Annotated in this window: 12 protein-coding genes; 1 reads left to right on the top strand and 11 read right to left on the bottom strand. The window is 45.9% G+C overall.

Features of this window, described 5'->3' with window-relative positions:
• Positions 1 to 34 precede the first annotated feature (34 nt).
• From LPY66_RS09065 to LPY66_RS09055, 3 genes are all read right to left on the bottom strand, one after another.
• Entirely contained in the window at positions 35 to 2,272 is a 2,238-nt protein-coding gene (locus LPY66_RS09065; RefSeq protein ID WP_337987750.1) for a molybdopterin-dependent oxidoreductase, read from the bottom strand.
• A gap of 58 nt (positions 2,273 to 2,330) precedes the next feature.
• Positions 2,331 to 3,047: an N-acyl homoserine lactonase family protein gene (locus LPY66_RS09060; RefSeq protein ID WP_337987749.1), complete on the bottom strand. Its 717-nt coding sequence runs from the start codon at positions 3,045 to 3,047 to the stop codon at positions 2,331 to 2,333.
• A gap of 108 nt (positions 3,048 to 3,155) precedes the next feature.
• Positions 3,156 to 4,562, bottom strand: a complete 1,407-nt coding sequence (locus LPY66_RS09055; RefSeq protein WP_337987748.1) for an MmgE/PrpD family protein — start codon at positions 4,560 to 4,562, stop codon at positions 3,156 to 3,158.
• Positions 4,563 to 4,757: 195 nt separating this feature from the next.
• On the opposite strand from LPY66_RS09055, the gene LPY66_RS09050 reads away from it, so the two are divergent.
• Positions 4,758 to 5,693, top strand: a complete 936-nt coding sequence (locus tag LPY66_RS09050; protein WP_337987747.1) for a LysR family transcriptional regulator — start codon at positions 4,758 to 4,760, stop codon at positions 5,691 to 5,693.
• An 18-nt stretch (positions 5,694 to 5,711) separates the two neighbouring features.
• On the opposite strand, the gene LPY66_RS09045 is transcribed toward LPY66_RS09050, so the two are convergent.
• The 8 genes from LPY66_RS09045 to LPY66_RS09010 all read right to left on the bottom strand — a co-directional run bounded on the left by LPY66_RS09045 (position 5,712) and on the right by LPY66_RS09010 (position 15,349).
• Entirely contained in the window at positions 5,712 to 6,587 is an 876-nt protein-coding gene (locus LPY66_RS09045; RefSeq protein ID WP_337987746.1) for an isocitrate lyase/PEP mutase family protein, read from the bottom strand.
• A gap of 67 nt (positions 6,588 to 6,654) precedes the next feature.
• Complete coding sequence (locus LPY66_RS09040; protein ID WP_337987745.1) at positions 6,655 to 7,146, bottom strand: LeuD/DmdB family oxidoreductase small subunit; 492 nt, start codon at positions 7,144 to 7,146, stop codon at positions 6,655 to 6,657.
• 52 nt (positions 7,147 to 7,198) lie between these two features.
• A complete protein-coding gene (locus LPY66_RS09035; protein ID WP_337987744.1) occupies positions 7,199 to 8,524 on the bottom strand; it encodes an aconitase/3-isopropylmalate dehydratase large subunit family protein in 1,326 nt (441 codons plus the stop codon).
• Positions 8,525 to 8,567: 43 nt separating this feature from the next.
• On the bottom strand, positions 8,568 to 9,737 hold the full coding sequence (locus LPY66_RS09030) for a 2-methylaconitate cis-trans isomerase PrpF family protein (RefSeq protein ID WP_337987743.1): 1,170 nt from the start codon (positions 9,735 to 9,737) through the stop codon (positions 8,568 to 8,570).
• A gap of 344 nt (positions 9,738 to 10,081) precedes the next feature.
• Positions 10,082 to 12,199, bottom strand: a complete 2,118-nt coding sequence (locus tag LPY66_RS09025; RefSeq protein ID WP_337987742.1) for an FAD-dependent oxidoreductase — start codon at positions 12,197 to 12,199, stop codon at positions 10,082 to 10,084.
• Between the two features lie 15 nt (positions 12,200 to 12,214).
• A complete protein-coding gene (locus tag LPY66_RS09020; RefSeq protein ID WP_337987741.1) occupies positions 12,215 to 13,879 on the bottom strand; it encodes an NADH-ubiquinone oxidoreductase-F iron-sulfur binding region domain-containing protein in 1,665 nt (554 codons plus the stop codon).
• Between the two features lie 820 nt (positions 13,880 to 14,699).
• Positions 14,700 to 14,828, bottom strand: a complete 129-nt coding sequence (locus LPY66_RS09015; protein WP_337987740.1) for a hypothetical protein — start codon at positions 14,826 to 14,828, stop codon at positions 14,700 to 14,702.
• A 152-nt stretch (positions 14,829 to 14,980) separates the two neighbouring features.
• Positions 14,981 to 15,349: a VOC family protein gene (locus LPY66_RS09010; RefSeq protein ID WP_337987739.1), complete on the bottom strand. Its 369-nt coding sequence runs from the start codon at positions 15,347 to 15,349 to the stop codon at positions 14,981 to 14,983.
• Positions 15,350 to 15,415: the final 66 nt, after the last annotated feature.

Genomic DNA, 15,415 nt, shown 5'->3' with positions numbered 1-15,415 from the left:
TTCCCTCCATTCTCTTTGTTCTTTAAGTCTAGTACTAGTCTTCGACTTTGTAGACTTTACAGATAATGCTCTTGAAGGGAGCGCCAAATCCGAGTTTGCCGATATGTTTATGCGGCACAAGCGTATTGACATTGGACTCCCAGACTCCGAAAAGGCTCGGTTCAGCAGCCGGCTTTTCAGGGTACCACCAGCCATGCGCCGCGTGAACTACCTTTGGATTGATTGTCAGCGTTAAGTGCGCTTTTTCTTTAGCCTTGCCGTACATGTTTTCCAGATAGACCCAATCCCCTTCTTTGATCCCCAGGCTCTTTGCCGTATCCGGATGGATCTCGCAAATCGGATCTGGTGTGATCTCCCGTAAACTTGGAACTTGTCGATGTTCGGAATGGAAGGAGGTAAAGGTTCTGGCTCCTGTGGTCAGGATAAGCGGGTACTCTTGGAAGAGCTCTGGTGTGCTGTAGGGACTGTAAGCCGGCTCTTTGTAATAGGGCAGCGGATCTTCGCCCCACATTTCGAACATGAGGGAATGAAGCTCTACCTTACCGCTTACAGTTTCGAAACCGGGTTCTCCGTCAGACCGCAGCATTCCTTTTTCATATTTCTTATAGGTATAGCTAGGCTGAAACACACCCTGCTCCCGCAAATCGTTAAAATCAATACCGATTTCCGGTTTCAGCTGATCATTAAAGAATTCCTCTGCGCTATTCCAAGGCCAGTGCTCAGGGTGCAAGCGTTTTCCAAGTTCCATGCAGACTTCAATATCCGACTTGCATTCCCCGACTTCAAACGCTTTATTCATCGCGCCCAAGAAAATAGAATTTCGGCCAAAGTGAGTCAAGACGACGCCGTCATGCTCGGCAAAGGTCGGCAGCGGCAGGAAGATATCGGCAAAAGCCATGGCAGTCGGGGTCATGAAGGTATCCTGCACAACATTGAATTCCAATGATTTAAGGGCACGGTACCATCTATCCGGCTGGGCGGAACAGGTTGGTGTAATGAAGTTGCTGCTGTTGAACCAGCCCATTCTAAGCTTGTACGGTTTACCGGTTTCCAACGTATCCAGTGTTTCGTCCGGATGCGTCGTTGCCAAAGCCGTCGACAGAGCTGGCCACTCTTTGGCACCGATTCTCTTATCCCAAAGTTCTTCAGGCATCTGACTGCGGGTTTCCACGCGCCATTTCCCCAACAGTGCTGCCGGTGGACCAAGCGTAATGCCGCCCGGTACATCCAGATTGCCGGTAATCGCGCTGAGAGCCAGGATAGAATGTCCGAGTTGAACGCCGTTCGGATTTTCATCCACTGCCAGTCCCCATTGGATCGCGGTCGGGTGATTCGTGCCGATGATGCGGGCTACTTCAATTATCTTTTCCTTCTGTACCCAAGTAATCTCCGCGACTTTTTCCGGCGGATACTCTTGAACCCGTTCTTTTAAGTCCTCAAAACCGTAGGTCCAGTTCTCTACAAAATCATGGTCATACAGATCTTCGTTAATAATAACATTTAATAAACCAAGGGCGAGGGCTGTGTCCGTTCCTGGGCGCAGCTGTAGGAGATGCTCTGCTCTTGTCGACAGCCAATGCCTCCTGGGATCAACACAGATTAACTTCGTGCCCCGTTTCATCATATCGATCAAGGAATGTCCGTAAAAGCCGTCCGGATTGGACATTAACGGGTTTTTACCCCAAAGGACAATGTACTTAGGCAAAGTATAAGCCGGATTATCATAACGATCAGGGAAGGTGCCTGCAAAGTCGATCTCAGGATAGCCCGCCCCCAGGATATAGTCCGTAATTGCGCAGCGCGGTCCGTAGCAAGACCAACCGCTTAACGGATAACACACATTGGGTGTCCCAATCGATGAGAATCCCAGCGGATAGTAATACAGGCAAGCTTCTCTTCCGGTGCCGCCAAAGACAACAATGGACTCTGCACCGTAAGTATTTGTGAAATGGTTGATTTTATCGACGATAATGTCCCAGGCTTCATCCCAGGATATCCGCTGCCATTTGTCTTCCCCTCTGTTGCCAACACGTTTCATTGGGTAAATAATCCGTTGAGGATGATGGACATATTCGGGCAAAGAGAGACATCGTACACAAAGTCTGCCTTTGCTGATCGGATGCTCCGGGTCACCCTCAACTTTAATCAGTTTCCCGTCCTTAATGAACAGCTTCATGCCGCAGCCTACCGGATGATCTCCCGGAGGCGACCAACCACAGGTTCTGACTGTATAACTACCGTTGGGTTGTTCTTTTTTCCATTCTCTTTCCATTGATAATCACCCTTTCTAAGCTTTAGAGATGACAACTTTTTTGGATATATGTTCTTTTTTATGGATAGATCTTTCGCTCGAATACTTTGGGATCATGTCCTGGAAGTACTTTGGCATTAAGTTTGTCTATTTTGTTCAAACTTTCCATGACGACGCTCAAATCATAATGAACGCCTCCAGGAATATGGGGTATCGCTTCCCAGTTCTCGAACAACGTAATCAGATCCCCACCTAAAACATATTGGCCTGAAGCTGTTTTAACAACGACACATTGCATGCCTGTCGTATGCCCGGGAGTTAAAAGAACAGAGATGCCAGGAATAATTTCGCAGTCTCCGTCAACCGTATCGTACTTCGTCTCCATAACCAGATCCGTTTCAAACCCTGCCTTGATCTTTGGTTCAGGTGCAAGAAGATAATCCAATTCTTTTTTTTGAACGACAAAACGGGCATTTGGAAACAAGCGGTTATTGCCGGCATGATCCCAATGCAGATGCGTCAGGATGACGAGATCGATCTCTTCGGGTAATACGCCGATGGCCAATAGCGCGTAATCCAATTCTTCTTCCTCCAACCGGGAATAAGGCTGCCATCTTTCGCCTTCAGGAATACTTCCGCCTGTATCGACTATGATTTTATGGCCATTACCCTCTAGATAATAGGTTATCAGTGGGAACTCAAGCAGGACGTCTCCTAAGCACTGATACGCCATATTCCCCTTTTTTCGTTGGATGGTACCGACACGCAGCGGATGGATTGTAAATGTATCTTGCACAATGCTTCCTCCTGGATAGTAACCTTCATTATGCTCCTAACGCAGGTCTAATTGCCGGTGCTAGGCAAACAAGGCAACACGCTTTATAGCGCACTGGCATTGTTTAAGTTAGTACATGCAGGAAATTAATTCATCAATGTTCTCGAGTGTTTCAATATGGTCGACCAATTCGCATATTCTTTTTGCTTTTACAGAACCGATGGTATTCGCCGCGTTTGCCAAGAATTTAAAGGTCACTTCTTCTTTGGTTGCAGGATATTCTGGGTCTCCTTTTGGATACTGCACTTCACCAACATAGATCTTACCGTCTTTGGTTTTAACCGTCACACGTGCCGGATAGCGTTCCGGATAAACTGCCTCAAACTCCGGATCGACTTTCCAGGTAATCAGGTCACTCAAACGGGCTATTCTTTCATCTTTTATCGCCTGTTCGGTGAAAGATTCTGGCAGGACTGCGCCTTTAACTAAACCGCAGGCAATTTCATAAAAGAGTGAGAATTGCGCATTAACAGGATTTACCGGGTGTCTTTTCAGATCTTCTGGGTAGCAAAGGTTGTACTCTGTAAACTGATTGACATCCGCATGGATCGATTCAATCTGATTGAAGTCACATCCCTGTTTGAAAATATCGATGGCGCAGTCGCACAGATTATTCGAGAAACGGCAGCAAGCATGCAATTTGATACTATTGTCAGCCATTTCCCACTTTTTACCGAAATTGACTGTCAGTTTAGCGGCATCATAGATTCCTTCCGGATGGGGATCTTCTTTCGTTCCTTTGAAGGAGAAACCATTCAAAAATCCATGCCGTCCTTCGAAAACAGTCGCCGGGCCGAAGTAATCCTGTTCTCCCATATAGGATGCAAGGACGCCGCCCATCGCAGAGTGTCCGGCATGAAAGCGCTTCGTCCAAGCACCGGCCTGATTGAATTCACCTAAACCGGCAGCTTCACTGCCTGCAACGCCAAGAGCATTAGTGGTTTGATCTGCATTCAAACCAAGAACCTTACAGGCTCCTCCCGTAGCACCAAATACGCCGCAGGTTCCGGTCGGATGCCATCCGCTGTAATAGGTCGTTCCGAGGAAAGCTTCACCTGCTCGAATGGTGATATCCGATCCATAGATATAGGCTAAAAGAACATCCCTGCCGGATTTTTTATGTTTTTCAGCAAGCGCTAAAACTGCAGGCAAAACAGCGACGGAAGCATGTTGAATTCCTTCTCGATGATCGTCATCATAATCCTGACTATGCCCTGCTGTCCCATTGGCTAATGCAGCCAACATGGCATTTGTTTTTTTCCCGCTGCCAAAAATCGTTGCTTCGCCCTCATTCGTTAAATTCAAAGCTGCAGCCCGGACAGACTTAGCCGATTGAATCTGGGAACCAGAAAGCATACAGCCAAGCGTATCCAGCATAAATATTTTGGCATTTTCAATTGTTCTCTTGTCAATGTCCTTTAGCTTCAGCGATTCGCCGATTTCAGCAATTTGACGTGCAATGGGTTTTTCGGACATGTTAATCCACTCCTCATTTATTTTTGTATTTGCTAGAGTTTCACTATTTAGGTTAATCATATCTTATGGTATACTATAGTTCAAATATGATTATTTTTATAATCTATATAACTTTAGACTTATATTATATCCCTAAAATACGAATAGAAGAGGAAAATTTGGATTAACAGTAATAAAGAAAGAAGTGGATCGTCATTGAACACAAAGAATCTAATCTATGTGCTCACGGTAGCGGAAGAACGCAGCTTTTCCAACGCTGCCAAGTTACTTTATATTTCTCAGCCCTCTTTGAGTCAGAGTATCAGTGCTATTGAAAAAGAACTTGGCACTCCGATATTTGACCGCAGCTCGATTCCGTTATCTTTAACGTATGCCGGTGAAAAATACCTTAAAGCAGCAACCGAGATCCTCGCTATTGAACGAAAATTGAATCTGGAAATAGAAGATATTCTGGGCAACCGCAGCGGCAGGCTGGTAATCGGCTTATCCTCCTTGCGCTGTGCGAGTATAATTCCTCATATATTTCCTATTTTTTTAAAAGAATTTCCCGGAGTGGAATTAATTTTGAAGGAAGGTAGCAATGAAAAGTTAACGGAAATGGTTGTAGAGGGGAAAGCCGATTTAGCATTGGCAACACCATTAGATAACAGAGAAATGGACAGTGTCCCCTTATTAAAAGATAACGTTCTTCTTGCTGTTTATCATGACCATCCTCTCATCCAAAACCTCTCTGGGCAAAAATCGGGGGCACAGAATGAATTTCAACAAATTGATTTGACTGTCTTTAAAGAAGATCCATTCATTTTGCTTTCACCCGAGAATCATGTTCGGAATATTTCCGATCAGATCTTCACTGATTACCATATCGTCCCCCGAATTATATTGGAAAGCGCCAGCATTGAGCTGGCGCATCGTCTCGTTACCCAGGGCATGGGATTGACCTTTATCTTAGAATCCATGATTAATCTATATGGTCTTGAAGAACAATCCCGCTACTTTCAATTTACAACGGGCGCATATACTCACAATCTGAATATCTGCTACCGTAAGGATAGTTATCTATCTAAAATTATGCTAAATTTTATCCGTATCGCTCAAACCCAAACCCAACAACAGTTCACTGCCAAATAACGAACGGGATAGCGAGAGTTAATCTTTATATTTATGCTCCAACTCTCTCCAGGCTTGCATCCCCATCGTATTGAATAATTCCCGGCTGTCAGAAGTATCCGGTATGGCATCCCAACTGTGTCCTACCTGAAGAATTCTATCGGCGATCCTGCGCAAGAATACACTAGCCCCAAAACATAAGACATCGGGATAGATAATAATTTTATACCCGAGCTGTTCCGCTTCTTTCGCTGTGAGTTTCGGTGTTTTTCCACCAATGACCTGATTGGATAAAAGCGGAATCTGAGAACCGAAGGTCTTACCGATCAATTCAATCTCATCCAATGTCTGCGGTGCTTCAATAAACAAAACGTCAGCACCGGCATCCATAACCATCTTTCCGCGCTCCATTGCGGCATCCAGGTTATAAACGGCACGGGCATCCGTCCGTGCTACGATCACCGTGTCCTCATAAAACCTTTCCTTTACGGCTGCCTTGATTTTCTGGACAAACTCCTGCGCCGGGATACAATCCTTCCCGGAAAGGTGTCCGCACCGTTTCGGCGCGACTTGATCTTCCAACTGGATAGCAGCAATACCGGCCATTTCCATTTCATGGACGGTACGTATCACATTCAGAGCATTTCCGTACCCGGTATCCGCATCGCACATCAGTGGAATATTGGCTTTCATCGCTATGGCCCGAGCACTATCAACGATCTCCGTCATGGTCGTAAGTCCGATATCCGCCTCACCGATTCGGCTTGTTGACGCACCGGCACCGCTCAGATACAGTATCGGAAAACCAGCCTGTTCCGAGACCTGGGCGGAAATCCCGTCATAGGCGCCCGGAGACATAATTATACCCGGGGCTTGCAGCAAATCACGTAATGCTTTTCCTGGATTTTTTAGCATCATTTTTCCTCCTTGTTATCCAATCTCTGACCCTGATTAAACCATACAGGTTAAATTAAGTTATAAGTTATTCAAGATAGCCTTTATCCCTTAATAGTTCGTCAATTCCGCCGGCTTTTAAGGTATCTACCATCGATTCCGATAAAGCGCTGCCGTACAACATTTGACCGGTTCTTTCATTGGTTACACTTCCTGCAAGCAAATCAATTATCGCAATATCACCTTCCTCAAAAGCGTCAAAGACATTCGGACACTGTAAGGATGGAAAACCATAAGAAATGCAGTTACGGAAGAAAAGGCCATTGATACTATTGGCAACCAGACAGCCAATGCCAAGACGTTTCAGTAATACGGCACCGGGCCGGCTTGAACCTGTCCCAAAATTTCTCCCTGCAACCAGAATATCACCCGCTTGCACCTGTTTTGCCCATCCAGGCCGGTTATCACTGAACACCAATTTGATTTGTTCTTCCGGCGGAACACGAAAAGCAGCATGCGGAAAAATCAAATCAGTGTTGATATCATTTCCGAATTTCCAAACGCGTCCTGTGATGATCATATCATTTCCCCCAAACCTTCTCATTTAATGATAAAATCTGTATCTTTTACATTCATTGTACATTTCTCGGATCCGTTATTTTTCCTGTCAAAGCCGTTGCTGCTACTGTTGCCGGTGCCGCCAGCATGACTTCGCTGTCCGGAGTGCCCAATCTGCCCTTAAAATTACGGGTCGTCGTGGAAAGGCATCGTTCCCCACTGCCGATCAAACCGAGGTGTCCGCCGTAACACGCCCCGCACGTAGCGTTGGTGACTACCGCTCCGGCTTCAACCAGCGTCTCCAGATACCCTGCCCGCAGCGCATCGAGATAAACTCGCTGAGAGGCAGGCGTGACAATCATCCGGACACCGGATGCGACTTTCTTGCCTTGCAGGATTTTTGCCGCAACAGCGAGGTCTTCGAGCCGGCCATTGGAACACGACCCTAACAGAACCTGCTGAACCGGCATCCCTTCAACTGCTGTGACCGGTTGGCAATTGTCCGGAATAAAGTGAGGCAAAGCAACATATGGAACCAAGCGGCTAAGATCAATCTTGCGAATTTCATGATAGTGCGCATCCGAATCAGGAGCTACCGGGGTAAATTCCTCAACTGCTCTATCCCTGATATAGTCAAGCAGTTTCTCATCGCACGGAAAAATCGCAAACTCAGCGTTGATTTCGGCACACATGGTAGCGACGCTCTGCCTTTGGGAAATGGATAGATTGGCAACGCCCTCTCCGCCAAATTCGACATTCTTATTGATTGCATCCCCGTAAACGCCGGCGATATAAAGAAATAAATCCTTACCGTCAACCATTTCCGGTAAAGCACCCGTTAATTCATAAAGGATTGTCGGTGCCACCTGATACCAATTTTCCCCGGTACACCAGGTATACAGCATATCCGCAGGCCCAAAGCCCCTGGCTGCACTATTTAGTGCGCCTGCTGCACACGTATGGGAATCACCGCAGGCAATTAGCTTTCCGGGTAGGGCAAAGCCCCTTTCGGCAAGCATCTGATGGATGACTCCGTGATCGCCCACATCAAACATTTTCGTTATCCCATGTTTCTTGGCAAAACGCCGGGCTTTGATACCGCCTTCAGCGTCTTTGGTCGTTGGCGCCGGTACGGCATGATCTAAAAAGATAATACAGCGGTCGGGGTTCGCGATTTTTATTACTTTATCAAAATCTGTCTGCCCGCCTACAGTAAAAAACATATCATGGTTCGCCGCCCAATCCACTTTGCAAGTCAGGATATCCCCAGGCTTAACTAACTCTCTGCCCGCATGGGCAGCAAGTATTTTCTCTGCCATGGTCATGCCCATCGCTTTTTCTCCCTTCATCGGCAACCGACAAGCATCCTGCTGATTGCCATCTAGAATATTTATTGCCAACCGATCGCTTCATATAGTGATTATCACATTATTATTCCAAGAATCATTCCAGTGCAAAAATTGTTTGGGGAACATAGGCATAGCCATCCATCAAGCGGCGCACCGTTCTGCTGTAAACAGCCCTGGTCAATTGATAAGCTTCTTTCTCCCCTTTTTCCACAGCGGCTTCCACTTCTATGATTCCTCCGGGATGGCCAATCCGCACTGTTTTGGCCATTTCTTTAAACCCGGAGGCTTCATTGGCAATCGTTCCCGGAATGACAGCGGCAGCGCCTACTACGCAGGAAATACTGCCGGGGTGGGTCTGATGCATCCCACCAAGGAACAAGACGCGCGACAATATATCCACATCGTCGGCAGCAACCTCTTCTTTAGTCAAATGATTGATATACGATTTTGCTGGCGAGACAAACGCGATGAATGGATTGGGGTCCCTGACTTCGGCTTGGCTCCACCCTTTGAAGCCAAGTATTTCTTCGGCTACTTTTGCCCGGATATTCTCCAGAACGACGATTGTTTGCGCATTTTTATTGAACTCGGCAGGGCTTTCATCACCTCTTAAGCCTAAATCCGCTGCCCGGACAAAAATACAGGGATTGACAACGTCGATCAGGGATATCTCAATTTCGCCGAACCCTGCGACATCAATCTTGTCCCTGACGTTTCGGGTTGGCAAAAGCAAGCCTTTCACCGTTCCCGAAGTTGTGGACATATCAATATTTATTTTAGCACCGGTCCCTGGGACACCATCCAACGCATAGTCGCCAAGTACCTGAGGTTTTCCGTTCTTCACAGGCACTTCTGTGACAAAAATTTGTCCGTTATTCGTAGAATAGACCCGTACGGAAGTTACCGGTTCAACTGCTTTAACTAAACCTTCTTCAATGGCATAGGGCGCGACACCTGCCGAGATATTGCCGCAAAGCCCGGAATAATGAATCACCGGTTTGTTGATTTCAACCTGACCGAAAGTATAATCGATATCCGCATCCGGCCGATTGGATGGCGCAACTAACGCAAGCTTGCTTGTAAGCGGTTCAGCTCCGCCTAAACCGTCGATTTGCCTCGGATCCGGACTGCCGAAAAGCGACAGGATCACCTTGTCCCGTAATTCTTGATCCTGAGGCAAGTCATTTTCATTTAGATAGATTCCTTTGCTTGTACCTGATCGCATGATTACCGTATAAATTCGTTCTTGTTCACTAAAAGTCATCGAACTCCCCCTATTTACTTAACACACAAATCCAACTGATATTAACGTTCTTTTGTGCAAAGAGTTAAAATACTGGCCTTACTTCATCATATAATGGGCCTTTATATAATACAAATATAAACATTATTATAAATAATATATGTATTCACTTATATCTTAAATTCACTACTCCCTTGAAACCTTTTCCTAGGCACTGTTGGCATTATATAAACTAAAAAAAGACTGTATGGCGAACTAGTTTCGGCTCGCAGTACAGCCTTGAATATATGAAATCTTCTCGTTTCTGTCTCAATCCTGTCATTAATCCGGATTAGGAAAGCTACGGTCACAGCCGTATCGATGGTTTAATAGCTGCTCCAGAACTTCACCGGAGCCATTTTGAGTCTCAGATCACATTGGAGACAACGCTGCGCCTCAGCTTTGGCTGCATCGGGACTGATACTATTCGATACACAGCAGAAATCTTGGATACGCTTTGCTGCTTCCTCACATTTGTCCTCTAATCTCGGTAATTCAGCAAATCCCTCGATCTTTCCGATTCGCTTCTCCGGTTCACAAACCGGTGCAAGTTTCTGATCGATCTTACCGCGACCGCCAAGGAACTTATCGATTTGTACCGCCACTTTGCGGCCTGAAGCGATTGCCGCTATGACCTTATCGGTTCCGGTGACAGCGTCGCCCACTGCATATACACCATCTCTGTTTGTCGCCATAGTAAAGGAATCCGTTTCCACCAATCCACTTTCAGTCTTGTCGATAGCAAAGCCTTCCGGTATGTCAGGTCTTTGTCCGACGGCGAAAATGACAGTATCCGCTTCCAATACATGTTCCGAATCTTCTTCTGTTTCCAATTGCAGTCGTTTGTCCTCATCAAAGCTAAATGATTTGACATTGATGAATTCGACACCTTTTACTTTATCATCTTCCCTGACGATCTTTTTGAACGTCCGGGACGGGTAGATCTTCACCCCTTCTTCTTCCCCTTCACGTATTTCATCCAGGGAAGCCGTCATGGTTTCTTTAGCCTCAAGACAAGCCATCATGACCTCTTCGGCACCCAAGCGCTTCGCAACCCGCGCACAGTCAAAGGCAACATTACCTCCGCCAAGTACCATGACTTTCTTGCCTACTTCAACCTTTTCTCCCAAACTGACCGCTTTCAGGAATTGCGTATTAACTAATACCCCTTCACCGTTAGCACCCGGGATCCTGAGTTTGACCCCTTTGTGGGCTCCAATGGCAACCAGTACGGCTTCATTACCCTCGTCCAGCAGAGCATCAAGTGAATCCACCCGGACGTTGGTTTTGAGTGTTACTCCGCTACTTATGATTTCCTGAACCTCACGGTCGATGACCTCCCTCGGCAGACGATATTCGGGGATGCCGTAGCGGAGCATACCGCCTGCTTCCGGCAACGCCTCATAGACGGTGACATCATGACCCTGCAGCGACAGATAATAGGCCGCGGTAAGGCCTGCCGGACCTGCACCGATAACCGCAACTTTCTTATCTGTGTCGCCCTTCATCTGAACGTTTTTCTTCCATAGTTTCCCATAGTCATTTTCAGCAGCAAAACGTTTCAGACGGCAAATGGAAATGGGTTCGTTAACATGCCCCCGGCGGCATTCTCCCTCGCAAGGATGACTACAGACATACCCCAGTACTAGCGGGAATGGTACTTTTTCTCGGATTACCGCCGTGGCTTCCTCATATTTATTTTCACGTATAAAACGCAAATATCTCGGGATATCAATTTCTGCGGGACAGGTACAGCTGCATGGCAGCAATGCTTCTTTTCTTTTTTTGCCTTTGCCAAATTCATCACGGTCCAAGATAGCTCCTGTCGGACAAACTTCAGCACAAGCTCCGCAGAAGCGGCATCCGGCCTCAGCCAATGACGTATTTATTATGGGATCCGCTCCGACTCCAATGTAAGTCTCTCCATGGTCCTGTTTATAGAAAAGAACACCGACACCGCGAAGTTCATGGCAGGCCCTGACACATCGGCCGCAGAGGATACATTTGTTTGGTTCGTGGAAGAAAATTGGATTGGTATCCGTAACGCCGAACAATCTGGAGCGACGTTTGACGCTCAGGTGATCTTCTACAAGGTATTGCTTCAGGGACTGGAGCTCACAGTTCAGATATTTGATACACGATCCGCAATCTGCCTGATGACCGGAGAGCATAAGTTCTATCGCCAGGCGGCGCGTTTCGTCAATTGCGCCTCCTTTCGTTTTTACAACCATCCCGTCGGCAGCCGTTGTCGTACAGGAGGTCTGAAGGCTATCCAAACCATCGATTTCAACAACGCATAAACGGCAAGCTCCGATGGGATGCAGTTCGCTGTGATGGCAAAGGTGAGGGATATAGATTCCGCATTCCAGAGAGGCATTCAGGACACTGATGCCCTGTTCGGTTTCAATTTCACGTCCGTCAATCGTTAATTTTATCGTTGTCATGTCCTATACCTCGTTCTAGCTTAGATTCGCCAAACATATCTTTTGTTTTAAATGGGCTTCAAAATCCTCCGGGAATAGCTCAAGAGCACTGAGAACCGGTTTCGCTGCCGTTAATCCGAAGCTGCAGACGCAGCCAACAAGCATTTTATTCCCCAATTCACTAAGTAATTCAATATCCTTGACCGTTCCTTCTCCTTTGCGGATGTCGCTGAGCAAATCGGCCATATGCAGAGTTCCTTCACGGCAGAATACACATTTCCCACAGCTTTGCCCATGCAATAATAGCATTTGTTTTTCCGTTAATTCAACGGCACAGGTATTGTCCGTGATAACCTCGATCACGCCAAAACCCATATCCGCACCGACTTCTCTCGCAGTCTCATAGCTGATCTTTTTCGAGAGATGATCGGGTTTAAGGTATGAAGCGGTAGGAGAGCCAAACTGCACAGCTTTAATCCTGCCGCTGTCTGCAACTCCGCCGCCTATTCCGCGAATTACGGTGTCGATCGACGTCCCAAAAGGTATTTCAACGGTGTAGGGGTGGGCCACAGCGCCTGTTAGCGTTACAATTTTTGTACCAATGCTATCTGTTGTTCCAATGCCTTCTAGGCAATCTGGGTCCTGCATCACAGCGCTGACATTGGCTAATGTCTCGATATTATTTATGAGTACAGGCTTATTGCAAAGCTCTGGTGTCGGATTTTCTTTATTCCGAAGAACCGGAATAGGTTGCCGTCCTTCTAGGAAGCGGATCAACGCCGTTTTCTCGCCGGCAATCATTGCCATCGGTACTTCTTTGATCTTAATGTCACAATCGAAGCCGGATTCGAGAATATTTGCACCTATCAGGTTATAGTCCTTCATCTGAGTCACCGCTTTGTCAAGTAATTGTTTCATACTCCCGTACCCAGCGGGGAATGCGACAATCGCTTGAGATGCGCCGATAGCATAGGCGGCTATCAGCAGTCCTTCCAGGACGGCATGGGGATCACCCTCCAGAAGCAGGCGCCCGGCGCGAGCTTCCGGATCATTATCAAATGCGTTGCAAATAACAATTTTCTCAGAAGCAGGGGCTTTCTGAAAATTTCCCCACTGGGTATGAATCGCGCAGCCATGACCGCTGCGCTCACGGAGTCCGGACCTATCCATGATAGCATTCACCTCAGAGATTGACATCGTTAACGTTTTAGCGAGTCCCGAGTATCCCTCAAACTCGGCGATATACTGGTCAATATTCTCCGGATCAATCAGACCGCAATGACGCATTGCGATACGCTTTTGCATGCTAAAAAGCGGCAATCCGAATGCCGCAGGAATACCCTCATAGCTTCTATCTGCCAACACGGCAAAAGCAAGATCCTTACACGGATCATTACTTTCCAAATAACTCTCAATCAGTCTCGTGGCAATAGATTCGGTAACATTCCGATAGAGGACCGTTGGCTTTCCCGGTTTATCAATCATCACAATCGGTTCAAGATCATCATAACCGAAAGACCCCGTCCTGATAATTTCCACTTGTACCTGTGGGTTTCTTACAGCCCATTCTTTAAATGTTTTGCAGCAAGTGTCTTCCGCTTCACTTTCTTTTAGTACTGCAATACGAACTCGGATATGTTGATCATTAAGACAGATTGAATACATCCCTTTTGCCCGGTCACGCATTTGGTATTCGTTCATTGTATTCCTCCTACTCAAAATTTATCCGGCGTAAATGTATTATAGTCGGAAATATCCAAATATTAAGTCTTATATTATTTTAGCGTGTTTCGAAAAAATAAACTATTCTTGTTATTGTAACATCAATTTCTTTGATGTATAAAGTCATTTATTGAGAAGGCAGGCATATTGCTGCTTGCCTTATTGAATATTGTCAAATGGTTGTTAGGATCAGTGCCGCATTGGCAATATTCACTCAAGAATTATGGGTTATGGGTCATAATTTAGCTGTCGTTTCAAAAGAGACGTATTTAGCTGGTGTCGATTTATCTACAATAACCATGATGACACCAAGCACGATAAAAGCAATCGTACCAATAACAGGAACGGTCTCCCAACAGCAAAGGAAACGTCATTCTCTTCTGCTTAGATTTTTGTTTTCGTATCAATATTTGCCACCTTAGACTAGCTTACTTAATAATTTATAGTATAGCATTACGATTTTATTGTTCTAACACAACATTCTTGTAGTACCTACAACTCGAAATTGATAAGAATTAATTAGAACGTATGTTTTTCCCGAGGCCATTCCTATCTTCTTTCCTTTGGCTATGACATAATCTCCGCGCGTGGATAAATTAGAAGCGTCTGCAGTCGTCGCATGATGCTCAATTGGATCATAAGGCTCCACACTCTGTCCCCTAAACTGAGACATGAATCGACATCTTCGGTATTCCACTCAAGTGTCACAACTTTTTAAGATGGATCCTTCTTAACGTTCGTCAATGCTTCCTTACCCATAAAATCGTGGTCAAAATTCACCAAATACCCCCAGCCAACATTATACGGCGTCAAATAAAACATCCACCAGGTATTCACCTTTAATATCAAGCCCGCTTGACTCAACATAATACTGAAGCACAGGTGCCATCCAATAAGTACGGTAATGGTCTCCTTCACGTTTCATCACGACCCCATCCGCCAACATTTGACCGAAAAAAATCGATGAACTGCTCGCCTATGACCGAGGACGGATTGATCTCCATCCCATAAATCAACGGTATCTCCCATTGTGGCGTTGAAAGAATGTCTGTCTCAATCCTCTATTGATCAGAATTGACGCTAATCCGTATTTCTTTGAACGAATTGCACTGATAAACCATTTGGATCATGCACATAAAAAAATTTTAATTTCGCGTTGGGTTGAAATGGTCCGCTGGCAATCGCAATTCCTTTTTGCATTAAATCATCGATTAAGTCGTCGACGAAGGGAACTTCAAACCCGATGGAAATGTCCGGCCCTATATCAATGTCTTCTTTTCCTGCTTGACATACCAATTCTATTTGAGTCTCTCCATCACCTAAAAAGGCTATCTCCGGACCTGCCTTACCACCAAACCGTTTGATAATAGGGAGTCCAAGAATCTCATGATAAAATCGAATGGATTCATCCATATTTTTCACCATGATCATCGCCCAACAAATTTTCATTGAATAAACACTCCTTAATCTTGTCTCAACTTGGATTTTTACCTGATAAAAACACTATCGTAATCT

It is taken from the genome of Dehalobacter sp. DCM (assembly GCF_024972775.1).
Lineage (GTDB): Bacteria > Bacillota > Desulfitobacteriia > Desulfitobacteriales > Syntrophobotulaceae > Dehalobacter.
Note: the sequence above shows the minus strand (reverse complement) of the source record. Positions and strands in the feature narration are given on the sequence as shown.